At 74.6% G+C, this 23,792-nt stretch carries 22 protein-coding genes; 11 read left to right on the top strand and 11 right to left on the bottom strand.

The window, feature by feature from the left end:
* The first annotated feature begins 144 nt into the window (after window positions 1–144).
* On the top strand, window positions 145–1,353 hold the full coding sequence (locus ACFVXG_RS36585) for a glycosyltransferase (RefSeq protein WP_387934043.1): 1,209 nt from the start codon (window positions 145–147) through the stop codon (window positions 1,351–1,353).
* A 126-nt stretch (window positions 1,354–1,479) separates the two neighbouring features.
* Here ACFVXG_RS36585 and ACFVXG_RS36590 read toward each other — a convergent pair whose 3' ends face one another.
* The 3 genes from ACFVXG_RS36590 to ACFVXG_RS36600 all read right to left on the bottom strand — a co-directional run bounded on the left by ACFVXG_RS36590 (window position 1,480) and on the right by ACFVXG_RS36600 (window position 4,936).
* Entirely contained in the window at window positions 1,480–2,241 is a 762-nt protein-coding gene (locus tag ACFVXG_RS36590) for a hypothetical protein (RefSeq protein WP_387934045.1), read from the bottom strand.
* 228 nt (window positions 2,242–2,469) lie between these two features.
* Window positions 2,470–4,182, bottom strand: a complete 1,713-nt coding sequence (locus tag ACFVXG_RS36595) for a DUF885 domain-containing protein (RefSeq protein WP_387934047.1) — start codon at window positions 4,180–4,182, stop codon at window positions 2,470–2,472.
* 334 nt (window positions 4,183–4,516) lie between these two features.
* Entirely contained in the window at window positions 4,517–4,936 is a 420-nt protein-coding gene (locus ACFVXG_RS36600) for a DUF5997 family protein (protein WP_387934049.1), read from the bottom strand.
* A gap of 57 nt (window positions 4,937–4,993) precedes the next feature.
* Here ACFVXG_RS36600 and ACFVXG_RS36605 point away from each other — a divergent pair, with 57 nt between their 5' ends.
* Entirely contained in the window at window positions 4,994–5,803 is an 810-nt protein-coding gene (locus ACFVXG_RS36605) for a LysR family substrate-binding domain-containing protein (protein WP_387934051.1), read from the top strand.
* Window positions 5,804–5,876: 73 nt separating this feature from the next.
* Window positions 5,877–6,458, top strand: a complete 582-nt coding sequence (locus tag ACFVXG_RS36610; protein WP_387934053.1) for a DUF421 domain-containing protein — start codon at window positions 5,877–5,879, stop codon at window positions 6,456–6,458.
* 25 nt (window positions 6,459–6,483) lie between these two features.
* Here ACFVXG_RS36610 and ACFVXG_RS36615 read toward each other — a convergent pair whose 3' ends face one another.
* Window positions 6,484–7,203 carry a rhomboid-like protein gene (locus tag ACFVXG_RS36615; protein ID WP_387934055.1) on the bottom strand — a complete coding sequence of 240 codons (720 nt, stop codon included), beginning with the start codon at window positions 7,201–7,203 and terminating at the stop codon, window positions 6,484–6,486.
* Window positions 7,204–7,307: 104 nt separating this feature from the next.
* On the bottom strand, window positions 7,308–8,657 hold the full coding sequence (locus ACFVXG_RS36620; protein WP_387934057.1) for a cytochrome P450: 1,350 nt from the start codon (window positions 8,655–8,657) through the stop codon (window positions 7,308–7,310).
* Window positions 8,658–8,912: 255 nt separating this feature from the next.
* On the opposite strand from ACFVXG_RS36620, the gene ACFVXG_RS36625 reads away from it, so the two are divergent.
* On the top strand, window positions 8,913–10,316 hold the full coding sequence (locus ACFVXG_RS36625; RefSeq protein WP_387934059.1) for an amidase: 1,404 nt from the start codon (window positions 8,913–8,915) through the stop codon (window positions 10,314–10,316).
* Between the two features lie 34 nt (window positions 10,317–10,350).
* Here ACFVXG_RS36625 and ACFVXG_RS36630 read toward each other — a convergent pair whose 3' ends face one another.
* Entirely contained in the window at window positions 10,351–12,291 is a 1,941-nt protein-coding gene (locus ACFVXG_RS36630) for an FUSC family protein (RefSeq protein ID WP_387934141.1), read from the bottom strand.
* A gap of 520 nt (window positions 12,292–12,811) precedes the next feature.
* On the opposite strand from ACFVXG_RS36630, the gene ACFVXG_RS36635 reads away from it, so the two are divergent.
* The 5 genes from ACFVXG_RS36635 (at window position 12,812) to ACFVXG_RS36655 (ending at window position 18,367) form a co-directional block, all read left to right on the top strand.
* The gene (locus ACFVXG_RS36635; protein WP_387934061.1) at window positions 12,812–13,903 is read left to right on the top strand and encodes a phytanoyl-CoA dioxygenase family protein; all 1,092 of its coding nucleotides are present in this window, start codon (window positions 12,812–12,814) and stop codon (window positions 13,901–13,903) included.
* Window positions 13,885–15,198, top strand: a complete 1,314-nt coding sequence (locus tag ACFVXG_RS36640; RefSeq protein WP_387934063.1) for a DUF6271 family protein — start codon at window positions 13,885–13,887, stop codon at window positions 15,196–15,198. Before ACFVXG_RS36635 ends, ACFVXG_RS36640 begins: the two co-directional genes overlap by 19 nt.
* 189 nt (window positions 15,199–15,387) lie before the next feature.
* Window positions 15,388–16,605: a type III PLP-dependent enzyme gene (locus tag ACFVXG_RS36645; protein WP_387934142.1), complete on the top strand. Its 1,218-nt coding sequence runs from the start codon at window positions 15,388–15,390 to the stop codon at window positions 16,603–16,605.
* A complete protein-coding gene (locus tag ACFVXG_RS36650; protein WP_387934065.1) occupies window positions 16,602–17,162 on the top strand; it encodes a GNAT family N-acetyltransferase in 561 nt (186 codons plus the stop codon). Before ACFVXG_RS36645 ends, ACFVXG_RS36650 begins: the two co-directional genes overlap by 4 nt.
* Window positions 17,162–18,367 carry an MFS transporter gene (locus ACFVXG_RS36655; protein WP_387934067.1) on the top strand — a complete coding sequence of 402 codons (1,206 nt, stop codon included), beginning with the start codon at window positions 17,162–17,164 and terminating at the stop codon, window positions 18,365–18,367. Before ACFVXG_RS36650 ends, ACFVXG_RS36655 begins: the two co-directional genes overlap by 1 nt.
* A gap of 7 nt (window positions 18,368–18,374) precedes the next feature.
* On the opposite strand, the gene ACFVXG_RS36660 is transcribed toward ACFVXG_RS36655, so the two are convergent.
* Together ACFVXG_RS36660 and ACFVXG_RS36665 are read right to left on the bottom strand one after the other, a co-directional pair.
* A complete protein-coding gene (locus ACFVXG_RS36660) occupies window positions 18,375–18,767 on the bottom strand; it encodes a MerR family transcriptional regulator (RefSeq protein ID WP_387934069.1) in 393 nt (130 codons plus the stop codon).
* A 16-nt stretch (window positions 18,768–18,783) separates the two neighbouring features.
* Complete coding sequence (locus ACFVXG_RS36665) at window positions 18,784–19,803, bottom strand: zinc-binding dehydrogenase (RefSeq protein ID WP_387934071.1); 1,020 nt, start codon at window positions 19,801–19,803, stop codon at window positions 18,784–18,786.
* Window positions 19,804–20,059: 256 nt separating this feature from the next.
* Here ACFVXG_RS36665 and ACFVXG_RS36670 point away from each other — a divergent pair, with 256 nt between their 5' ends.
* The gene (locus tag ACFVXG_RS36670; RefSeq protein ID WP_387934073.1) at window positions 20,060–20,800 is read left to right on the top strand and encodes a PIG-L deacetylase family protein; all 741 of its coding nucleotides are present in this window, start codon (window positions 20,060–20,062) and stop codon (window positions 20,798–20,800) included.
* On the opposite strand, the gene ACFVXG_RS36675 is transcribed toward ACFVXG_RS36670, so the two are convergent.
* The 3 genes from ACFVXG_RS36675 to ACFVXG_RS36685 form a co-directional block, all read right to left on the bottom strand.
* On the bottom strand, window positions 20,797–21,507 hold the full coding sequence (locus tag ACFVXG_RS36675) for a DedA family protein (RefSeq protein ID WP_387934075.1): 711 nt from the start codon (window positions 21,505–21,507) through the stop codon (window positions 20,797–20,799). The genes ACFVXG_RS36670 and ACFVXG_RS36675 overlap by 4 nt on opposite strands.
* Window positions 21,508–21,557: 50 nt before the next feature.
* Window positions 21,558–21,752, bottom strand: a complete 195-nt coding sequence (locus ACFVXG_RS36680; RefSeq protein WP_387934077.1) for a DUF1918 domain-containing protein — start codon at window positions 21,750–21,752, stop codon at window positions 21,558–21,560.
* Between the two features lie 123 nt (window positions 21,753–21,875).
* On the bottom strand, window positions 21,876–22,547 hold the full coding sequence (locus ACFVXG_RS36685; protein ID WP_387934078.1) for a TetR/AcrR family transcriptional regulator: 672 nt from the start codon (window positions 22,545–22,547) through the stop codon (window positions 21,876–21,878).
* A gap of 442 nt (window positions 22,548–22,989) precedes the next feature.
* Here ACFVXG_RS36685 and ACFVXG_RS36690 point away from each other — a divergent pair, with 442 nt between their 5' ends.
* Window positions 22,990–23,787, top strand: coding sequence for a phytanoyl-CoA dioxygenase family protein (locus tag ACFVXG_RS36690; protein WP_387934080.1), 798 nt, complete (start codon window positions 22,990–22,992; stop codon window positions 23,785–23,787).
* Window positions 23,788–23,792: the final 5 nt, after the last annotated feature.

Raw genomic sequence — 23,792 nt, forward strand, 5'->3', positions numbered from 1 at the left:
GGTGAGTCCCGTACGAACCAGGCCCGACCGGCCCGACCACAGGAGTCTCCGCTGTCCAGGATCATCACCACCGCCCTGCCCGCGCACGGGCACGTCAGCCCGCTGCTGGCCATATCCGCCGACCTCGCCGCGCGCGGCCACGAGGTGGTCTTCCTCGGCGGCTCGCGCTTCGCGGAGGCGGCCGGGCGGGCCGGGGTGCGCTTCGCCGCGCTGCCCGCCGAGGCCGACTGGGACGACCGCGACCTCGACGCGTCCTTCCCCGGCCGGGCGGAGCTGCCGCCCGGTCCGGAGCGGATCGCCTTCGACGTGAAGCACGTCTTCCTCGACCCGGTGCCGCACCAGTACCGGGCGCTGCTCGGGCTGCTGGCCGAGTTCCCGGCCGACGCGGTGGTCGCCGACGCCTTCGTCCAGGGCGCCCTGCCGCTGGCGCTCGCCCGCCCGCGGGCGGAGCGCCCGGCGCTGCTCGGGGTCGGGATCACCCCGGCGATGCTGCCGAGCGCGGACACCGCGCCGTTCGGGCTGGCGCTGCCGCCGCTGCCGGGCGAGGAGGGCCGGATCCGCAACCGCACGCTGCAGGAGGAGATGGACCGGCGCGGCGAGCCGCTGCAGCGCTACGCGGAGAAGGCGTTCGCGGAGGCGGGCGTCCGGCTGCCGGCGGGCCCGCGCGGGCTGGCCCAGGTGACGGTGCCGGACGTGTACCTGCAGCTGACCGTGCCGGGCTTCGAGTACCCGCGCTCCGACGCGCCCGCCTCGTACCGGCTGATCGGCGCGCTGCCGGGGAACGTCGGCGAGGAGCAGCCGCTGCCCGAGTGGTGGGCGGAGGCGACCGGTGGTGAGCGGCCGGTCGTGGTGGTGACCCAGGGGACGCTGGCCAACGACGACCTGGGCGAGCTGGTCGCGCCGACGGTCCGGGCGCTGGCGGAGCGGGACGTGCTGGTGGTGGCCGCGACTGCCCGACCGGACGGGCCGCAGGCGCTGGCCGAACTGCTGGGCGGCCGGCTGCCGGGCAACGTCCGGGCCGTCGGGTACGTGCCGTTCGACCGGCTGCTGCCGCACACCGACGTCCTGGTGAGCAACGGCGGTTACGGCGGGGTGCAGACGGCGCTGCGCTACGGGGTGCCGCTGGTGGTGGCCGGGGCGAGCGAGGACAAGCCGGAGGTCGCGGCCCGGGTGCAGTGGGCGGGCGTGGGGCTGGACCTGCGCACCGGCCGCCCGGCGCCGGAGGCGGTCGGCCGGGCGGTGGAGCAGGTGCTCGCCGAGGGCGGGTTCCGCGAGCGGGCCCGCGCGCTGGGCGCGGAGTTGGCGCAGTACCGGCCGTTCGACACCATCGCCGAGCTGGTCGAGTCGCTCTGAGGCCGAGAGCGGGCCGAGAGCAGGCCGACAGCAGGCCGGGAGCAGGTCGACAGCAGTCCGACAACAGGCCGGGAGCAGGCCGAGGAATCGGAAAGGGCTGAAACGATTCCTCGGCCTGGGGGCCGGTCAGTCCCCGTCGGCGTCCGCCTCCGCGGTGGGCGCGGCCGCCGCCCCGCCCTTGCTGATGCCGAGCTTGGCCTCGGCCGTCGTCCAGTCGGTGGCGATCGCCTGCTGGGCGGCGGTCAGGGTGACCTGGCCCTTGCAGATCGCGGTGTGCAGGTGGGTCTCCACCGAGTCCTTGGGGTTGTTCGGGCCCTTGCCCGGGACGTGGCCGGGGGAGGGCGGCTGGATCCACAGGTTGCGCGCGTCGTTGGGGTCGCCGCCGAGCTGGAGGCTGATCAGGTGGTCGTACTCGGCGTCGCCCATCGGGCCGGTGTAGCCGTAGGACTTGGCGTTGTCGGTCTTCTCCTTGCCGGTGATGTTCACCGGCGGGCGGATGGTGGAGGTGTAGCCGCCCGGCTTGCAGATGGTGTCGTTGATGTTGCCCTGGTTGACCGCCGGGCTGATCGCGCCGGGGGTGCAGTTCGGGTCGGGGAGCGGCTGCTTGTCCGCGGTGTAGCGGTAGTGGCAGCTGCCCGCCGCGGGCTGCGGCTGGGCGTCGTAGGAGCTCTTCGGGCCGGCGCCGGTGACGATCGCGGCCGGGGCGGGCTGGGCGGCGTCACCGGCGACCGCCGGGGCGGAGCTGTGGGCACTGCCGTTGCCGTGGGAGGAGTCCTTGCCCTGGGAGCTGTCCTTGGCGGTGTGGCCGCTGCCGGACGAGCAGCCTGCGGCGGCGGCGAGCAGGACGGCCGCGGCTATGGCGAGGGCGCCTCGGGCGGGTGCCGGCACGGAATTCCTCCAGGTCGTTGCGGTAGCACGGGCGGCCGGCCGGCGAAGGTGCCGGAGGCCGCGCCTGCGGACACTACCGTGTCGAGGGGGCCGAAGGGGTGACGCCACGTCCGGCGCGGGAGGACGGTCGCGGGCGCGCGGAATCGTTTTCGCACGCGTGCCGTGCTCATGACGTGCTCCGGGTGCCGCTCCCGCCGACGGGAGCGGCACCCGGAACCGGCCGGACCGTCAGACCGCGCGCAGCGCCGCGATCCAGTCGCTGATCAGGTCCTCCAGCACGCCCAGCGGCAGGCTGCCGTGCCCGATCACCTCGTGGTGGAACTCCCGCACGTCGAAGAGCCCGCCGAGCGCGGCCTGCGCCCGCTCGCGGTGCCGGACGATCTCCCGACGCCCGATCAGGTAGGCGGTGGCCTGGCCCGGCCAGGCGATGTAACGGTCGATCTCGTTGCGGACGTTCGCCTCCGGCGTGGCCGTGTTCTCCCGCATGTAGGCCATCGCCCGCTCCCGGGACCAGCCGTAGTGGTGCAGGCCGGTGTCGACCACCAGGCGCACCGCGCGCAGCGCGTCCAGCGACAGCATGCCGAAGCGGGACACCTCCGAGCTGTACAGGCCCATCTCGTCGGCCAGCCGCTCGGTGTACAGGCCCCAGCCCTCGACGTGCGCGGTCAGCTGGCCGCTCGGCCGCTGCCGGAACTCCGGCAGGTGGTGCAGGGTGCGGGCGAGCGCGAGCTGCAGGTGGTGGCCGGGCACGCTCTCGTGGAAGGCGATCGCCTCGTACTCGTAGCTGAACCGGCTCTCCGGGTTCAGCGTGTTGATCCAGTGGGTGCCGGGCAGCCCGCCCGGGCCCGGCGGCTGGTAGTAGGCCAGCGGCGCGGTCTCCGCCTCCAGCGGGTCGATCTCCCGGGTCACGCAGTCGGCGATCGGGTACGGGCGGAACCAGTCGGCCGAGGCGCGCCGGGCGCGGTCCAGGGCGCCGTCGACCAGGGCGATGATCTCGGCCGCGCTGCCGAAGCGCAGCGAGCGGTCCTCGCGCAGCGCGGTCAGCACGGCGTCGGTGCCGTGCACGCCGAGCACCTTGGCGCCCAGCTCGGCGAACTCCTCGCGCAGCGCCGCGACCGTCTCCAGGCCGATCCGGTGCACCTCCTCCGGGTCCAGCCCCGGCCGGGTGTAGCGGCCGACGGCGTCGGCGTAGCCCTCGGCGCCGCCCGGCACGTGGCAGACCCCGGCCTCGGAGTCCGGGCGGGCGGCCGGTGCCAGCCGCTGGGCCAGCCCGGCCCGGTAGCGGGCCACGGACGGGCGCACGCCCTCGCGCACGATCGCCCGGGCCCGCTCGAACTCCGGGCGGCCCTGGAGCGGGCGCAGCAGCTGGTCGGCGGTCGGGTCGGCGGCCAGGTAGCCGTCCAACTGGGTGATCGCGGCGTCCACGCCGCTGCGCAGCGGGTGGCGGCCCTCGGCGGCGGCGTCCAGGGTGCGGCGCAGGACGGCGTCGAAGTAGCCGGGCAGGCCGGCCAGCCGCTCCAGGTAGGCGTCGGCGCCCTCCTGGTCGACGGCGGTCATGGCGAGCGAGCTGAAGACCGTGTTGTGCGGGGCGACGATGGTCGCGGAGACGCTGAAATCGGCCAGCCCGTGGGTGATCCGGCCGCAGTTGTTGTCGATCAGCCGGGCCAGCACCCGGTGGGTGGTGCGGTCCTCGCCGGTCAGCCCGTCCAGCGGGATCGCCGCCAGCCGCGCGCCGAGTCCCTGGAGCGCCTCGCGGTGGCGCAGCGCGGCCTCGCGGGACGGGTCGGGCACCTCGTGGGCGTAGCCCTCGGTGCCGGAGAGGGTGGCCTCGAAGGGGTCGTGCTCGTTCTCGGCGGCGAAGAACTCGTCGGCGAGGGCGACTAGTTCGGTTCGAGGAGAGGGGTCTGCTCGGTGGGCGGGGGCGGCAGGCTGCTCGGTCATGGGTCTTCCCGGGTCCGGTGGGGTCAGTGCGACACGGGTTCCCTGGGGTGGCCCGATCGGGCCGATTATTCGGAGTCGGCTGTGGCGCGGTCAATACGCGGCGGCGGGAACGGAGTTCCGTCCGCTCGTGGTGAACGCGCCGTCGTCCCGGCGGATTTCAGCGGCCTCCGACGCCTGCGGGCGGCCGCTCATGACGGTGCCGACGCCTGCGGGCGGCTGCTCGTGACGGTGCCGACGCCCGCACACCCCCGCTCATGACGGTGCCGGCGCCCGTCCTCCCTGGACGAACGCCGGCACCGTTCCAGCGTGGGGGCCGTCGACCGGCCCCGGGGGCTCAGCGGCCCTGGTTCTCCTTGGCGGCCTTCTCGGCGGCCTCCTTCTCGTGCTTCGCCTTGATCCGGGCGGTCTCCTTGCGGACGTCCACCTGGTTGGCGCGCTCGTGCTGGAGCCACAGCGGGTTCTCGGCCTTGAGGGCGTCGACCTCGTCGGTGGTGAGCGCCTCGGTCACGCCGCCGCGGGCCAGGCCCGCGATGGAGATGCCGAGCTTGGCGGCGATCACCGGGCGCGGGTGCGGGCCGTTCTTGCGCAGGTCCTGGAGCCACTGCGGCGGCTCGGACTGCAGCGCGTTGAGCTCCTCGCGGGAGACCACGCCCTCCTGGAAGTCGGTCGGCGTCGCGGCGAGGTAGATCCCCAGCTTCTTGGCCGCCGTGGCCGGCTTCATGGTCTGGCTGGTCTTCTGCTTGAGCGATGTCATGGGACAAGGGTAAGGGAGTGCGCGAGCGCTTCCGGTCACGGTCGGTAGCCTTGCCCTGTGACAGACATGCAGGTGAACCCGCCCTTCCGGCTCGCGTACGTCCCGGGTGTGACCCCCGGCAAATGGGCCCGGGTGTGGATCGAACGGCTCCCGGACATCCGGCTCGACCTGGTCGCGGTGCCCTCCACCGACGGCGAGCGGACCCTGCGCGAGGGCGCGGCGGACGCCGGCCTGGTCCGGCTGCCGGTCGACAAGGACGTGCTGAGCGCGATCCCGCTCTACACCGAGACCACCGTGGTGGTGATCCCCAAGGACCACTGGCTCGCCGCCGCCGAGGAGGTCAGCCTCGAGGAGCTGGCCGAGGAGGTGGTCTTCCACCCGCTGGACGACACCCTCGGCTTCACCGCCGACACCCTGCCCGGCCGCCCGGCGATCGCCCGCCCGGACACCACCGCCGACGCGGTGGAGCTGGTGGCGGCCAACGTCGGCGTGCTGCTGGTGCCCCAGTCGCTGGCCCGGCTGCACCACCGGCGGGACCTCACCTTCCGCACGGTGCCGGAGGCCCCGCAGTCCCAGGTCGCGCTGTCCTGGCCGCAGGAGCGGACCACGGAGCTGGTGGAGGAGTTCATCGGGATCGTCCGGGGGCGCACCGTCAACAGCTCGCGCGGCCGCGGGGCCGGACAGGCGGCCGAGGCCCAGCCGAAGAGCCAGCCGAAGAAGGCCGCAGCGCCGCGCAAGCCCCAGCAGCAGAAGCCCGGCGGCCAGAAGACGGGAGCGCAGAAGGCGGGCGGGCAGAAGACCGGCGCCCAGAAGGGCCGGGGCGGCCCGGCCGCGGCCCGACGGGGCAAGCCGAAGCGGCGCTCCTGACGGCACCCGGGGAGTAGCGTCGGCCCCGTTCCGGACGGCCGTTCCGGACCGTCGTGCTGGGAGGAGCGGGGCCGTGTGGCATGACCTGGTGGTCGTCCAGATTCCGATCGTGGAGAAGATCCTCCGCACGATCGCCGTCTACGTGCTGATCCTGGTGCTGTTCCGGCTCGCCGGGAAGCGCGGCCTGGCGGGGCTGAACACCTTCGACATGGTGGTCGTGTTCCTGCTCTCCAACGTGGTGCAGAACGCGATCATCGGCAACGACAACAGCCTGCTGGGCGGCGCGATCGGCGCCGTCACGCTGATCACGGTGAACTCCGGGGTCACCCGCTGGCTGGCCCGCGACCCCCGGGCCGCGCGCCTTCTGGAGGGCACGCCCACCACCGTGGTCCGGGACGGCAGGCTGGTGCCCGGCGCGCTGCGCGGGCTGGCGCTGCGCCCGTCCGAGCTGGAGCACGCGATCCGGGTGCAGAACGGCGACAACGTCAGCGACGTCGCGCGGGCCCGGCTGGAGCCGGACGGGCAGTTGCTGGTCACCCTCCGGGAGGCCGAGCAGAGCGCCACCAAGGGCGACGTCGAGGAGCTGCGGGAGCGGCTGGCGACGATCGAGCGGCTGCTGACCGGGCTCGCCGCCGACCGCCGCCCCCCGCGCTGAGGGCCGGGGGCGGCTCCGGGGGCGCTCACCCCCCGGTGCGGGCGGTGGCCAGGGTGGTGCCGCGGCGCCGGCTGCGGGCGGTCGCGGCGGCCAGGGCGAAGCCGAGGGCGGCGGCGAGGAGGTGGCCGACGGTGGTGAACTCGGGGAGCGGCCCGGGCCATGCGTGGTCGCCCGCGAGCGGCCAGGCGAGGACGAAGGCGGCCCAGGGCAGTCGGGCCCAGCGGGGCAGGGCGAGGGTGGCGAAGGCGAGGGCGGCCTGGGCGCCGTAGCTGATGCCGTAGTCGGAGGCGTCGCGGACGCTCTCGGGGTACCAGCCCTGGTGCAGGGCGAGCAGGATCACCAGGGCGGTGATCAGGGTCGCGCCGACGTGTCCGGCGAGGAAGACGGCGGCGGCGCGGGGTGTGCCGAAGCGGCGCTCGGCCCAGGCCAGGCCGACGACGATGCCGAGGCCGAGGGTGATCAGGGTGCCGCCGAAGCCGGTGGAGGCGATGTCGGTGAGCGTGCCGTCGTACACCAGGGCGCTGCCGACCAGGGCGCGGACCGGGTGGTCGTGGAGGTTGTCCAGGTTGGTGCTGATGTAGTTCCGCAGGCCGTCGGCGCGCTCGTCGGTCAGCCCGTACTCGACCCAGGCGTGCCCGAGCAGCAGCAGTCCGACGTAGACGAGCGTCAGCGGCGAGCGCCGCGGGTACGTGCGGACGGCGCGCAGCAGCCCGGTGAGGAGCCCCAACGGGGTTCGAGCGTTCATGTTCTGATGGTGTCCCGGTCGAGCGGCTGGTCCCGGCCGGCCCGGATGCGGTCGGCCACCTCGGGACAGTACCGAACACCGCTGCCCGATGCCCGCCGAGGCCCTCAGCGGATGCGGCGGGCGAGCGTCGCGGTGAAGGGGCGGGGGGAGAGCGAGGCGCTGCGGTGGGGGCGGACGGGCCGCCCGCGGGTGGGGGTGACGGTCCAGTGGGCGGCGATGCCGGCCAGCGCGAGGGCGGCCTCGGTGGTGCCGAAGGCGTCGCCGATGCAGCGGCGGGCGCCGAGGCCGAAGGGGGTGTAGACGCCGGGGGCGGGGCGGGCGGTGGTGAGCCAGCGGTCGGGGTCGAAGCGGTCGGGGCAGGGGAACAGGTCGGCCCGGCGGTGCAGCAGGTAGGGGCTGTAGAGGATGGTGGCGCCGGCCGGCAGGGGGTGGCCGCCGAGTTCGGTGTCGGTGGCGGCGGTGCGGCTGAGGATCCAGGCGGGCGGGTAGAGCCGCAGGGTCTCGCTGATGATCCTGGCGGTGAGCGGCAGCGCGGGCAGGTCCTGGTGGCAGGCGGGGCGGCCGTCGAGGACGGTGTCGAGTTCGGTGTGCAGGCGGGCGCGGACGGCGGGGTTGGCGGCGAGCAGGGTCCAGGCCCAGGAGAGGGTGGCGGCGGTGGTCTCCATGCCGGCCAGCAGGAAGGTGACCACCTGGTCGTGGATCTCCTCGTCGGACAGGCCGCGGCCGTCCTCGTCGCGGGCGCCGAGCAGCACGGAGAGCAGGTCGTGGTGGTCGGTGCCGGCGGCGCGGTAGTCGGCGGTCAGCCGGCGGGTGATCTCCCGGAGGTCCCGCCGGGCGCGGGCGAAGCGGCGGTTGCCGGGGGTGGGGATCCGGTCGGCGCCGGGCAGCGGCAGCATCATCCGCCGGGCGACGCCGTGGGCGACCTCGTCCATGGCGGCGTGCACGGGCAGCGAGCCGGCCCGTTCGTGCGCGGCGAACAGGCAGCGGGCGGTGACGGCGGTGGAGAGCCGGTACATCGCGGCGGGCACGTCGACCACGTCGCCGTCGCGCCAGCGGGCGGTGGTGCCGGCGATCTCCTCGGCCATCATGGCGGCGTAGCCGGGCAGCCGGTCGCGGTGGAACGCGGGCTGGAGCATCCGGCGCTGGCGCCGGTGGGCGGCGGCGGGGCAGGTGGCGAGGCCGTTGCCGAAGGCCTCGCGGGCCTTCTCGACGATGACGCCGCCCTTGTCGAAGGTGCGGTCCTCGGTGAGCAGCCGGCGCACCAGGTCGGGGTGGCAGGCGACGTACGCGTCGAGCGGGCCGAGCCGCAGGCGGACGAGGTCGCCGTGGGCGGCCAGGCCGGCCACGAAGTCGGGCGGGTTGCGCAGGAGGGCGGGGGCGTGGCCGAGCAGGGGGAGCGCGCCGGGGGCGGTGACCGAGGTGTAGTGGGCGGTGGGGCGGTACTGGGTGGGCACGGGCGTCACCTCGGGGTGGGTGGGTTGGTCGGGCGACGGTGATCTTTCCCGGCGACCGCCGGTGAAACGGTCCGTGACCGGCGGGTGGGGTGAACGCGGGGGCGCAGGCCGAACGCCCGTGCGCCGGGCCGGGCTTGACGGATCGCCCGGGCTTTCCGGCGGCGGTGGCCTGTGCATAGACTGCTGGCTTCGCACTATTACCGGCTGGTACTACCAATCAGTACGGCCAATGGGTACGACCGATGGGGAGTTGGGATGGCCGACGAGCGGGCCCACGCGTTCACCGACGACGCCCTCGGCGCGCACGACGCGGTGGCACTGGCCGCCCTGGTCAAGTCCGGCCAGGTCGGCCCCCGGGAGCTGGTCGCCGCCGCCGTCGCCCGCGCCGGGCGGATCGACGCCGCCCTGCTGCCCGTCGCCCACGCCGGCTACGACCGGCCCCGGATCAGCCGCGCGGGCATCGGCGGCCCGCTCTGGGGCGTGCCGACCTACCTCAAGGACAACGTCGACCTGCGCGGCCTGCCGACCGGCATGGGCAGCGAGGCCTACCGCGCCCGCCCGGCCCGCCGCAACGCGCCCTTCGCCGACCAGCTGCTCTCCACCGGCCTGGCCGTGCTCGGCAAGACCCGGCTGCCCGAGTTCGGGCTGAACGCCTCCACCGAGTTCGCCACCGCCCAGCCGGTGCGCAACCCCTGGAAGACCTCCCACTCGCCCGGTGCCTCCTCCGGCGGCGCGGCCGCCCTGGTCGCCGCCGGGGTGGTGCCGATCGCCCACGCCAACGACGGCGGCGGCTCGATCCGCATCCCGGCGGCCTGCTGCGGCCTGGTCGGACTCAAGCCCACCCGGGGCCGGCTGGTCACCAACGCCCAGGGCGGCAAACTGCCGATCGACCTGGTCACCGACGGGGTGGTGACCCGTACGGTGCGCGACACCGCCGCCTTCTTCGCCGCCGCCGAGCGCCACCACCGCAACCCGGGCCTGCCCCCGCTCGGCCTGGTCGAGGGCCCCGGCGGGCGCCGGCTGCGGATCGGGCTGGTGGTCGACTCGCCCACCGCGAAGACCGACGAGGCGACCCGCCGGGTGGTCGAGGAGACCGCCGCCCGGCTGGAGGCGATGGGCCACCGGGTGGTGCCCACCACCCTGCCCTTCGGCGAGGAGTTCTCCCGCGACTTCCTCTCGTACTGGGGCTACATCGCCTGGGTGATCGCGCTCACCGGCCGGGTGCTGCTCGACCCGGGCTTCCGGGCCGGGAAGCTGGACGGCCTGACCACCGGGCTGCGGCGGCGCTTCCAGGCGGAGTTCCCGCGCACCCCGGGCGTGCTGCGCCGGCTGCGCCGGGCCGAGGCGGTGTACGCGGGGATCTTCCGCGAGCACGACGCGATCCTCTCCCCGGTGCTCGCCCACACCGCCCCGCCGATCGGGCACCTCAGCCCCAACGTGGCCTTCGACGAGCTGATCGAGCGGCTGCTGCGCTACGTCGCCTTCACCCCGGTCAACAACGTGACCGGCGGCCCGGGCATCGCGCTGCCCGCCGGGGCGGCGCCGGGCGGGCTGCCGATCGGGGTGCACCTGTCGGCCGCGCACGGGCAGGAGCGGCTGCTGCTGGAGCTGGCCTACGAGCTGGAGGCGGACCGGCCCTGGCGGCGGATCCAGGACTGACGGCGGCCCGGCCCGCTGATCCAGGGCGGGCCGGTCAGGAGGCCGCGACCGACCGGGCCGCGTGCACCTCGTGGTGCAGCCGGGCCAGCGCGCAGTCCGGCGCCAGCGCGTCCGGGTCGCCCGGCGGCAGCGGCGCGCCGCTGCGCAGCGCCTCCGCCAGGTCGGTCAGCTCCCGGGCCACGGCGCCCACCTCGGCCGGGGTCGGTACCGGCGCGCCGTGCTCGACCCGCACCCGGGTCGCGGTGGTGGTGTCCACGATCCGCTCCACCGCGATCACCAGCGGCCACCAGGCCTCCGCGCGGGCGCCGACCGGCGGCGGCTCGGTGAGCGCCCGCTGGAACTCGCTGCGCACCGCGGAGAGGTCCCGGTAGAGGCGGCGCCGGTAGCGGGCCCGGGCCGGCTCGTCCCGGCCCGGCGCGGTGGTGAAGGCCAGCGACACGTACGAGGCGGTGTCCTGGACGGCGTCCGCCAACCGGTCGCCGATCCGGGTGTGCCAGGACTCCGGCCACAGCAGGTAGCCGGCCAGCAGCGCGATCCCGCAGCCGATCAGCGAGTCGTAGAGCCGGGGCAGCACCAGGTGGAAGCCCTGGTGGTTGAGCAGGTCGGAGAGCATCAGGATGACCGGGGTGATCGCGGCGGTCTGGAACGCGTACCCCTTCGCGGACAGCACCGGGATGAGCGTGGCGAGCGCCGCCATCACCGGCACGTCCCACCAGCCGTGCGGCACCTCGGCCAGCACCGGGACGGCGATCAGCAGCCCGGCGGCCGTACCGAGCGCGCGCAGCACCGCGCGGGAGAACACCGAGCCGAAGTCCGGCTTCAGCACGAAGGTCACCGTCAGCGAGACCCAGTACGAGCGCGGCACGGCGATCACCGACACCAGCACCTGGGCCAGCCCGATGCACAGCGCAAGCCGCAGCCCGTACCGCCAGGACGCGCCGGACAGCAGCAGCGCGCGCGCCCCCCGGCGGGCCCGCACCCGCAGGCCGGCGGGCCGGCCGAGCCGGTCGTCGGCGGCGTACGGGTCCGGCTCGGCCTCGTGCACCACGGTGGCGGCGTGCCCGATCGCCTGGGCCAGCGCGCGGGTGGACGGGCCGCGCGGCTCGGGCAGTTCGGGCGGTCCGGGCGAGCCGGGCGGCGGGGAGGGGCCGCCGGGGCCCCGCTCGACGGCGGCGGCCAGCTCGCGCACCGCCGCCGGGTAGGCGGGCGGCAGCGGACCGTACCCGGGCGGGCGCAGCTGGGCTGCGGACGCCCCCTCGACCACCGGGATCAGCGCGTTGAGCTGGGCGAGCAGCCGCACCAGGGTGGCCGAGCGGCCGTGCCGGCGGGCGCGGCGGGCCAGCAGCAGGTCGTAGGACTGGTTGAGCGACTGGGTGAGCTCCCGGCGCCGGTCCTCGTAGCCGGGCGAGCCGGTGGCCTCCAGCAGGGCGGCGACGGCCCGGTAGCTGTCGGCCACCGTCGCCCGCTCGGGCGTGCCGCCGCGCAGCGGCCAGGCGAGCAGGGTCAGTGCGAGCACCAGCAGGCCGCCCAGCAGCAGCAGGCCGGGCGGCAGCCACCACGGGGAGGGCATCGGCAGGCCGGCCCCGACCACCGCGTTCAGCAGCAGGAGCAGGCCGGAGACGGAGGCCACCGCGCCGACCGAGGAGATCATGCCGGACACCAGGGCGACCACCGTCAGCACCACCACGGCCGTCCAGCCGGAGCCGAACACCTGGGTGCCGAGCAGCACTCCGAGGGCGCCGAACAGCTGCGGCACGGCGATGTTGAACACCCGCATCCGGTAGGCGTCGGCGGTGTCCCCGATCACCCCGGACAGCGCGCCCATCGACACCAGCGCGCCGTAGCCGGTCCGGCCGGTCGCGGTGCCGACGGCGAGCGGGGCGGCGAGCGCCACCGAGGCGCGGGCCGCCGCGGCCCAGGGGATCGGCGCGTCCCGGGGCCGCAGGCCCTCGGTCAGCCAGCCGGGCGGCGCCAGGCGGGTACGGGCCGGGCGGGTGCGTGCCGGGCGGGTGTGTGCCAGGCGCGTGCGGGCCGGCCGGGTGCGTGCCACAGACCCAACGTACGTGCGCAACGGCTGTGGGGCGCGTGGGGTTCACTTCCCCGCGATTATGTCAATTCTCGAAACATACCCGGCCTTATGTCAGTCTCCGAAACATAAAGCGAACCCGCAGAGGCGCCGTGAGCTGCGCTGATTTCCCAATCGGTTACCTGCGGGAAAGGGTTGACACCATTAGTTGGTCTAGTCCAACGTATGGGGAAGCGCGGTCCGGCGCAGGGTGATGCGGGGTGAGTGTCCTTGCCGGACTGGTGAGTTGGCCCCCTGACGTGGCGTCGTCCGCCGCTCGGGGGCCGAGGCGAGAAGGAGCGCATGCGGACGGGAATCCGGTCCGCGCACCGAATTCCCCTTCCGGCCGACGACCGGCCATCGGCTCGCCGCGCCCGCACGGGCGCCCGAGGAAGCGCTGCATCGACCACGAACCACGGAGTGACCGCCCATGCCGAGTCCTGACGAACACCCCGAGGAATATCTGTACCGGGCCGCCTCCGCGCGCCCCTACTTCAGCGCCGACACCGAGAGCTACCTCGCCGGCACCGCCCTGCGCGAACTGCGCAAGAAGCACCCGCTGCGGGTGCTCTCCGAGGCGGACTTCGCGCACTGGCAGACCTACGGCTACGTCGTGGTCCGGGAGGCGATCCCGGCCGCGGCCGCGCGCCGACTGCTCGACTTCGCCTGGGAGTTCCAGGGCCTGTCGCCCGACCGCCCCGAGGACTGGTACCGCGAGCGCGACCACCGCGACGAACTCGACCGGCACCTGCACATCTACGGCTTCGTCGAGGCCTACCACCACCAACTCATCTGGGACAGCCGCCAGTCACAGCGCGTCTACGACGCCTTCGTGGACGTCTGGGACTGCGAGGAGCTCTGGGTCACCCTCGACCGGCTCAACCTCAACCCGCCGAACGTCCGCAACCGCGACCGCGCCCTCATCGAACCCACCGAGCAGGGCTTCGACATCGAACTGCACTGGGACGTCGACACCACCCGCGCCATGCTGCCGCAGCGCGTCCAGGGCATCATCGCGCTCAACGACACCGCCCCCGACCACGGCGGCTTCCAGTGCGACCCGGAGCTGTTCCGCCGCCACAACGAGTGGCAGGCCGCCCAGCCCGCCGACCGCGACCCGATCCGACCGGACATCGACCGCACCGAATTCCCGGTCATCCGACCAGAGTTGAAGGCCGGTGACCTGCTGATCTGGAACGGTCTGCTGGCCCACGGCGTCGCCCCCAACACCTCCGCGGACGGCGTGCGCTCGGTCCAGTACCTGTCCATGATGCCCGCCCTCGAGGAGGCCGAGCCGCTGCGCCGCTCCCGGGTCGAGTCCTGGCGCACCCTCGCCACCCCGGACTGGAACCGCACCCTGGTCGGCGACGCCGACCGGCCCGAGGCACTGCGCTACGGACCGGCCGAACTCACCGAACTGGGCGAGAAGTTGCTCGGCCTGCGGTCCTGGACCGGCCGGAACTTCGAGCCGTCCGGCACCCAGCAGCCCACGGGGGAGCGGGAATGCGCGCCGTCTGCCTGACCCTGCCCACCAACCGCGAGTGCGCGGACACCATCACCGCCGTCGGCGCCGAAGCCGCCCACGCCGCCCGGGCGTTCGGAGTCCGGGTGCACCTCCTGGTGCTCGACTCCGCCGACCCGGCGTCCCGCGCGCGGCACGCCGCCGCCCTCGCCGCCCTGCCGCCCACCGAAGGCGTGACCGCCCACCACCTCGACGAGGACGCCCAACGCGCCTTCCTGCGCCGGGTGATCGAGCGCGCCGACCTCCCCGGACCGGACCGGCTGCTCGACCTGATGCTGCCCGACACCGTCTCCTACGGCGCCTGCACCAACCGGGCCTTCCTGCTGGCCGCCGCGCTCGGCTGCACCTCCGTGCACCGCCGCGACTCCGACAGCCGCTACCAGTGGCACGGCGGCGCACCCGTCTTCCCGATCGACCACGAACTCGCCACCATCGGCCTCAAGGCCGCCGACGCGGCCGCCGCCGTCACCGAGCACACCCTCGACCCGGCGCACGCCGACAAGCCCGTCGCCCTGGTCGGCGCCTCCTTCATCGGCGAACTCTCCGTCGACCTCGGCGAGATCCGCGCCCTCGACCCGGACGCCTACCACGACCTGGTCGCGCTCTGGGCGCCCACCGGGGCCACCGAGGAGGAGCGGCGCGAACTCGTCGCCGAATCCTTCACCGGCGGCGGCACCGAGCCCTTCACCGCCGACCGCGCCGTGCTCGACCGGCCCGACATCTGGCGGATCGACATGTGCAACATCGCCCTCGACCACGAGGTCTACGAACGCGTCCCGCTGCCGCCCGCCACCGACACCATCGGCAGCGACTACTTCCTGCACCACCTGGTGCACGACGCCACCCTGCCCGGGGTGACCCACAACCGGCACATCGTCAACTACTACACCCCGGAACGACGCACCGGCGCCGGCTTCACCGCCTACCACGAGCGCTACGCCAAGTTCCTGCTCTCCATGCTCTACCTCCACCCCGTCTACTCCGAGATGGAGCGGGCCGGCCACACCCTGCTGGACGAGCACCACCACGTCCGCCCCGGGGCGATCGCCGACTCCGCCCGCCGCAGCGCCGCGACGGACCGCGCCGAGAACCACCGGCGGCTCGCCGAACTGGACCGCTGCTACCGGCGACTCGGCGGCAAGTACGCCGAGTTCGCCGACCACCTGGCGCCCCGACGGGCGCGTCTGCTCGACGAGGCGCAGGCGGACATCGAGGACTTCGCCCTGCTGATCGACGCGTGGGGCCCGCTGGTGCGGGCGAGCAAGACCACCCCCGCCGACCGGCCGCTGTCCTAGCCGCACCGGGAGTACACCGTGATACCCCAGACCACCGAACCGCGCTGCCCCGCCGGCCAGCGTCACTCCGCAGAGCAGCGCCACTCCGCAGAGCCGCGCCGGGTCGGCGAGCAGCGCCGCCCCGGCGAACCGCGCGAGCGGGCTGACCAGGGGAGGGCCGGCCACCGCGCCCCGACCGCGTCCGCCACCGTGCACGCCGACCGCGCGCCCCGACCCGACCAGCACGACCACACCGCCCTGCGCGCCGCGCTCGCCGCCGCCACCGAGGACACCGTCGTCTACGACCTCGACGGCATCGGCCGCCAGTACGCCGCCCTGTGCGCCGAACTGCCCGGCGTCGCCGTCCGGTTCGCCATGAAGGCCTGCCCGGTCGACGAGGTGCTCGACCACCTGGCCCGGCTCGGGTCCGGCTTCGACGCCGCCAGCCCGCAGGAGATCGCCCAGGCGCTGCGCACCGGGGTGGCCCCCGAGCTGGTCCACTACGGCAACACCATCAAGTCCGACCGCAACATCGCCGAGGCCTACCGGCTGGGCGTGCGCGAATTCGCCACCGACAGCCTGGAGGACGTCGCCGCGATCGCCGAACACGCCCCCGGATCAAGGGTGTTCTGCCGGATCGCGACCACCGGCGAGGGCGCCCTGTGGGGCCTCAGCCACAAGTTCGGCTGCTCGCCCGAGGACGCCCTGCGGGTGCTCGGCGCCGCCCGCACCGCCGGGCTGGTGCCCTCCGGCCTGTCCGTGCACGTCGGCTCCCAGCAGATGACCGCCGAGGCCTGGGCCGCGGCGATCGAATCGCTGGCCGCCGTCCTGGAGGCGCTCAACTGGCGCGGCATCACCCCGGACCGGATCAACCTCGGCGGCGGACTGCCCGCCCTCGGGGTCCTCGACCGGCGCGGGCGACCGCTCGAACCGCCGCTGGACAAGATGTTCACGGTCCTGCGCGAAGGCATGGAACGGCTCCGCGCCGTCAACGCCGCCCCGCTCGACTTCGTCCTGGAACCCGGCCGCCACCTGGTCGCCGACCACGGCGCGATCCGCGCCCACGTCGCCCGGCTCTCCTCCCGCCACCGGCTCGACGGCACCCGCGAGGACTGGCTCTACCTGAGCTGCGGAAAGTTCAACGGGCTCTACGAGATGGACCAGTTGCAGTACCGCCTGGAGTTCCCCACCCACCCCGGCGGGCAGTTCGTCAACGCCGTGGTGGCCGGCCCCACCTGCGACAGCGACGACGCGTACGCCCAGGAGGACGGCGCGGTGCGCGTCCCGCACGCCCTCGCCTCCGGCGACCCGGTCTGGATCCACTCCTGCGGCGCCTACGCCACCGCCTACGCCACCCGCGGCTTCAACGGCTTCGCCCCGCTGCCGTACACCTGCGTCGGCGGCGACCCCGAGGAGGGCCGGGCATGACCGACACCCGGATCCGGCTGCTCCGCGAGGAAGACTGGCCGGACGTGATCGCCGCCGAGGAACGCGCCTACGCCGCCAGCGGCCTCTCCGAGGGCGGTGCGGCGCTGCGCTCCCGGCACCGCGCCTCGCCGTCCACCTGCTTCGTGCTGGAGGACGCCGACGGCTTCGCCGGCTACCTGCTCGCCCTGCCGTACCCGCTGTTCCGCTGCCCGGACCTCAGCCTGGCCTCCGGCGGCGCCGTGGTGCGGCCCACGGAGGGCAACCTGCACGCCCACGACCTGGTGATCGCCGAGCGGGCGCGCGGCCGCGGCCTGGCCCCCCGGCTGCTGCGACACCTGGAGGAGACCGGCCGGGCGGCCGGTCACCGCACCCTCTCGCTGGTCGCCGTACGCGGCTCCGAGGTGCTGTGGACCCCCCTGGGCTACCGGGCCCGGCCCGAGATCGGGCTGCCCGCGAGCTACGGCGCCGCGGCCGTCTACATGGCGAAGCCGCTGGACCGCGCCCCGAACCCCGCGGACTCGACCCCCGGATCCGCGCCCAGAGCCGAAGTGGGCTGATGCAGATGACCTCCCCCGCACGCGACGAGTTCCGCCGTTCCCAACTGGCCATCGGCGCACTGTTCTTCGCCCTCGGATTCCAGTACGCGACCTGGGTCTCCCGGGTGCCCGCGCTCAAGGCCCGGCTGGACCTGGGCGAGGCCCAGATCGGCCTGCTGCTGATGACCTGCGGGATCGGTGCGGCGGTGTCCTTCCCGCTGGTCGCGGCGCTGATGCGGCGGTTCGGCTCCCGGCTGCTCTCGGTGCTGTCGGCGCTCGCCCTGGGGGTGGTCCTGCTCGCCCTGTCGGTGGTGCCGAACTACCCCGTCACCCTGCTGGTGCTGTTCTGCGACGGTGTCGCCGTCGGCTGCCTGAACGTCGCGATGAACGCCCAGGGCGCCGCCCTGGAGGCCCGCTTCGAGCGCACCACGATGTCCAGGCTGCACGCCACCTTCAGTGCCGGCTCGCTGCTGGCCGCCCTGCTGGCCTCCGGCGTGAACGCCTTCACCGGCTCCCTCGCCGTCCACTTCGGGCTGGCCGCCGTGCTGCTGGCGGTCCTGGTGCTGGTCGCCCGGCCGGGCCTGCTGACCGACGGGCCGCAGGAACAGCCGGAGGAGGTCGAGAAGAAGCGGCGCCGCTTCGCCCTGCCCGTCGCGGCCACCCTTTGGATGGGCCTCGCGATGGTCTTCGGCACCGTCACCGAGGGCGCGATGAACGACTGGTCGGCGCTCTACCTCAAGGACGTGGTGGACGCCGGCGCCGGACTCGCCCCCCTGGGCATCGCCGTCGTCTCGGTGATGATGGTCTGCGCCCGGATCTTCGCCGACGGCTGGCGCACCCGCTTCGGCGACGGCCGGATCGTCCGCACCGGCAGCCTACTGGCCGGCCTCGGCCTCGCCCTCGCCCTGCTGACCGGCGGCGTCGTGCCCGCCCTGCTCGGCTTCGCCTGCGTCGGCCTCGGCGTCGCCGCCGTCACCCCGTGCGTCTACGTCGCCGCCGCCCGCCAGGGCTCCGACGCGCTCTCCCTGGTCGCCGCCATGGGCACCACCGGCCTGCTGGCCGGCCCCGCCGTGATCGGCTTCATCGCCGGCGGCACCAGCCTGGTCTGGGGCATGGCCGCCGTGGCCGCCTCGGCCGCCGTCGTCTCGCTCTGCGCCACCCGGATCAGCTGGCCGCAGCCCGCCGCTCCCGCGCTGGAACCCCGGCTCACCGCCGAGACCGGCTGACCAGCCCTCAGCCCTCGCCCGGCACGTCGGCGCCCCCCGTCGCCGCGTGCCGGGCGAGCCGCTCCCGCCGCTCGGTGAGCCGGGCGATCTCCGCGTCCAGGGCGGCCAGCCGGGCGGCGACCACCGGGGCGAAGGTCTCCGGCCCGGGGGCGGCCGTGCAGCGCTGCGGCGGGTCCTCGGTGAGCAGGTCCAGCCGGTGGGGCCGACTGGCCAGGTCGTCCACCGTCAGTCCGACGGCCAGCAGTTGACGGATCACCCGGACCCGGGAGACCTCCGCCGGCCCGTACTCGCGCTGGCCGGAACCGGACCGGGTGGGCGGCGGCAGCAGCCCGCGCTGTTCGTAGAAGCGCAGGGCCCTGGGGGTGGTGCCCGCCGCGGCCGCCGCGTCGCCGATCCGCATCCCGCCTCCTCGGTGCTCAGAGCTCCACGAGGGTCGCTCCGAAGGTGTCGCCGGTGAACACCCGGGTCAACGCGTGCGGGGCCCGTTCGATGCCCGCGACCGGCGTCCGGGGGAAGACGAGCTTTCCGCTGGACAGCCAGCTGCCGAGCCGTTCGCGCCACTCGGCCTCCAGGTCGGGGTGGTCGAGCAGGGTGAAGCCCCGCAGGCTCAGGCCGTGGGTGGTGACCCGGAGGCTGTCGATCACCGCGGGGGAGTCGCCGCCCCGGCGCGCCGGGTCGAGTTGCCCGGACACCGCCCCGACCAGCGCGAACCGGGCACCGCGTCGGGCGGCGTCCACAGCGGCGGTCAGCTGTTCGCCGCCGACCAGGTCCAGCACCACGTCCAGGCCCTCCGGTGCGGCCTCGGCCAGTTGCTCGGCGAACGGGCGCCCGCCGGGCACCAGGACGGTGTCGTAGCCGAGTTCGGCGGTGAGCCGCTCCGCCTTGGCGGGCGAGCGGGTGGTGCCGATCACCCGGGCGGCGCCGAGCAGCCGGGCGATCTGCCCGGCCAGGGTGCCGACCGCGCCCGCCGCGGCGGTCACCAGGACCACGTCGCCGGGGCGGACCGGGGCGCTGCGGGTCAGCCCGCCGTAGCCGGCGGAGGCGGCGGAGACCAGCGCCGTCGGGTCCGGGAAGCCGTCCGGGACCGGGGTGAACTGTGCGGCGTCCGCGACCAGTCGGTCCCGCCAGCCGTGCATGTGGGTGACCAGGTCGCCCGGGCGCAGCGGCCCGTCCGCCGGGGCGGCCAGCACCTCGCCGAGGGCCGGGCCGAACAGGGCGTCGCCGGGGGCGATGTGCGGGACCGGCAGGTTGGAGCCCTGGCCGCTGATCAGGATGCGCAGCCCGGGGAAGACCAGGAAGGCCTTGTTGCGGACCAGCACCTCGCCGGGCCCGGGGGCCGGCAGCGGCTCCTCGGCGAGGGTGAAGTGCTCGGGGCCGGGCAGGCCGTCGGGCCGGGCGGCCAGCCGGACGACTCGGGCGGTGGTGGGCAGGGGCATGGCGGCGCTCCTCGCGCGGGAAGGCGGGAAAGGGGGGAGGGGCGCGGCGGTGGGACCGCCGCGGGATGCCCGGACGCTAACCCTTGACGTATGCGTCAGGGGCAAGCCCGGGCGGGGGAGAAGTGTCTGACGGGGCGTGGGGAACGCGATCTTCTAGAGTCGCCTGCGGTACGACCGTATGACCGAGGGCCGTACGAGCCGCACGAGCGGCATGAGCCGCATGAGCTGTACGAGCCGCGAGCGAAGGAAGAGCAGCATGACCGAGCAGGCACCCGAGCCCTATCAGCCCGTCGACGAGGACTGGCAGACCGCGGTGGCGATCGTCGCCCACCCCGACGACATGGAGTACGGCGGCGCGGCGGCCGTCGCCCGCTGGACCGCCCAGGGCAAGACGGTGGTCTACGTGATGGTCACCAGCGGCGAGGCCGGGATCGACTCGCTGCGCCCCGAGGAGTGCGGGCCGCTGCGCGAGGCCGAGCAGATCGCCTCGGCGCGGGTGGTCGGGGTGGAGACCGTCGAGTTCCTCGGCTACCCGGACGGCGTGGTCGAGTACGGGGTGCCGCTGCGCCGCGACATCGCCCGGGTGGTCCGCCGGCACCGCCCGGACATCGTGATCACCAGCAACTTCCGGGACACCTACGGCGGCCGGTTCCTCAACCAGGCCGACCACATCGCGGTCGGCCGGGCCACCCTGGACGGCGTGCGCGACGCCGGGAACCGCTGGGTGTTCCGCGAGCTGCTGGACGAGGGCCACCAGCCGTGGAACGGGGTGCGGCAGATCTGGGCGGCGGCCTCGCCGGAGGCGGAGCACGCGGTGGACACCACCGACCACTTCGACCTCGGGGTCGCCTCGCTGGAGGAGCACAAGGCGTACCTGGCCGGGCTGGGCGGGGAGATGGCGGACGCCCGGGAGTTCCTGGAGGGCTTCGGCCGGGGCGCGGGCACCCGGCTGGGGACGCGCTTCGCGGTGCCGTTCGAGGTGTTCCCGCTGCGCTAGTCGCGCGCGGAACCGTCCTCGGGGCCGTCGTCCGGGCGGTCCTCGGGGCGGTCCGCGGAACCGGCGTCGGTGCCCTCCCGGCTGCGGCGCCGGTAGCGCAGCACCTGCCGCACCAGGAACGCCGCGACCAGCAGGCCGAGCCCGATCGCGAACCACAGCTGGTAGCGGATCGCCGTCCGGTACACCGACCCGATGTTCGCGCCGGCGACGTACCCGAAGGTGCCCCAGACGGCCGTCCACAGCACGGCGCCGAGCAGGTTGAAGACCGCGAAGCGGCGCCAGGGCATCTCGGTCGTCCCGGCGATGATGCCGTTGTACTGGCGCAGCCCGTCCACGAAGCGGGCGACCGTGACGACCTTGCCGCCCTGCCGGGCGAAGAAGCCGTCGGCGCGCTCCATCCGGGCCGGGGTGAGCAGCACGTAGCGGCCCCAGCGGTGGACGAAGGCGCGCCCGCCGGTGTGGCCGATCAGGTAGCCCAGCATGTTGCCGAGGGTGGCGGTGGCGCCCGCGATCAGCAGGACGGCGGCGAAGTCCAGGTGCCCGGTGCCCGCGTACACCGAGGCGAGCACCAGGACGGTCTGCCCGGGCACCGGGACGCCGCAGTTGTCGAGCAGCACGAGCAGCGCCACCGCGAGGTACCCGTAGTGGTCCAGCAGTGGCGCGAGCCCGGCGAGCGCCCCGGGCAGCGGGGTCGTGGGTGCGGACACCTCCCGTCACCACCTCGCCCGGGTGCGGTGCGGGGTGGTGGGGGAGTGGGTCAGCGTTCCGCCGGGCGCGGCTCGACCATGCAGTCCGGGCCGGGGTAGATCAGGCCCTGGTGGCCGTCCTCGAAGCGGACCACGTACGGCGGCGAGCCGTCCGTGCCGCGCACCTCGATGATCTCGCCCTTCTGGTCCGTCATGCCCACCGACCTGCTGTGGATGTGGAGCTGGTCACCTACCGCTGCGTGCATGATCGTGCTCCTCGGGTCATTGGCGGCCGTCTCCGAGGCCGTTCCGCTATCCACTGTGCTGCGGGTGCGGCGGGTGCGCAACGCCTCGGGCGGACGGGCCGCGCGGGAGCGGTGGGGCGGCGGTCAGCGGGCGGGCAGCTGTTGCGCGAGGTAACCGCGCACCAGCCGCTTGCATTCGGCGATCAGCGCCGGATCGCCCTGCGGGTCCCCCCGGAAGGCCAGCTTGAGCACCGCGTCGGCCGCCTCCAGGGCGACCCGCAGGGCGAGCGTGGTGGCCGCCGGGTCGCCCGCCTCGAACAGGTCGCCGCCGAGGGCCTGCAGCCGCAGGGCGACGGCGGTGTTGTTGTCCACGCCGGAGTCCAGCAGGTGCTTCTCGTTGCGCACCCCGGAGGGCACCGCCGTACCGGCGAGCCCGAAGTCGACCTGGCCGAACCCGGGCACCGCGCGCTTCATCGCGACGAACTCCTCCACCGCGAGGTCGGTGAACCCGGCCGGGCCGACTGCGGTGGAGCCGGCCAGCCGGTCGTCCAGGCGCTGGAGGTACTGGTCGAGGTTGCGGGTGGCGAGGGCGGCCAGCAGGTCCTCCTTGCCGGCGAAGAACTGGTAGAGCGTGCCGATCGGCACCTGGGCGCGCTGGGCGACCTCCTTGGTGGTGAGGGCGGTGGCGCCCACCTCGTCCAGCAGCCCGGCGCAGGCGTCCAGGATGCGGCCGTACCGCTCCTGGCTGCGCTGCTGGACCGGCCGCCGCCTGGCCGGACCTGGGCTGTGCTGGAGACTCCGGGCGTCGACGCTCATGCGGCAACTCTGCCGCATCCGCTGTTCCGACGGCGAATCATCGGGGCGGGGGAGCGCCGGAGTTTCCGCCGGGACGGGAATCGACTGGTGGCCGGAGCTGAACGGCACGGTGGCGGGAAGGTGTCCACGGGTTGGCTTTGCTCTTGTCGTGGACGCGATGGCCGGTTCATACTCCTGGGGCGGATCACCTTGCGTGACCGACACCTGGCTCTTCGTGGCGATCGCGGGTCCGGTCGTGGATCCGGTCCTGGACCCGATCGCGGTTCCGAACGCCATTCCGCACGCGCATTCAGCTGTCTGTGGCGACGACGGGCGACACCGCCGCCACCCGAAGTCAGGACGGACCCGTGTGCCTCCACCATCCGTACCGCCTCCCGTACCGCGTCCCGTCGTACGCCGCCCCGCTGTGCGTCCCGTCGAACGGAAGGAGGGGGTCGGCACGGTGACCCTGTTCTCCACCGGGCGTGAAGCCCTCGACGCCGAGCACCGCCGTCAGTTCCTGGAGTCCGGGTACCTGGTCCTGCCCGGACTGCTCCCGGAAGCCCTGCGCGAACGCCTCGCCGCCGAGGTGGACCGATGGGTGGACGAGGGCCTGCGGGCCCGGTCGATCGCCGCCTGCGCCGACCCCGAGCGGCACGGGCCGCCCCCGCTGCTGGAACTGGAGCTCCCCGCCCACGGCGAACTGCTCACCCACCCGCCGCTGCTGCGGGCGCTGACCGGGCTGATCGGCCGCTCCTTCGTCTTCCACCACCTGCACAGCGACCGCCAGGCCCCTGACATCCCCGGCAAGCCCTGGCACCACGACCGCGAGCCCAACGACGGCTCCGACCCGTCGCTGCTGATGGTCCACGCGCTGCACTACCTCTGCGGTCTGGACGAGACGGTCGGCAGCCTGGCCGTGCTGCCCGGCTCGCACCGGGGCGCCGCCGACAAGGGCGCCCACGCCCACCACGGCACCGGCGAGCTGCCCGGCGAGGTGGTCCTCGACCGGCTGCCGCCCGGCACCACCGTGCTGCTCAACTCGGCCCTGTTCCACACCCGCAGACCAGCACCCGACGGGCCCGGCCGGCCCCGCTACTTCATCGACGCCTCCTACTGCCAGGTCGGAGCGCGCTGGCGCCCGGTGAAGCCCCACTGGCGGCAGATGCTCGCCCGGGCCCGCGAACTGGACCTGGCCGACGGCCAGTGGCCCGACCTGTTCGCGGAGCACCACTTCACCGAGTACACCGGAACCGTCTGACCCGC

Origin of the sequence: Kitasatospora sp. NPDC058162 (assembly GCF_042884005.1) — a bacterium.
In the GTDB taxonomy this organism is placed as follows: Bacteria; Actinomycetota; Actinomycetes; order Streptomycetales; family Streptomycetaceae; genus Kitasatospora.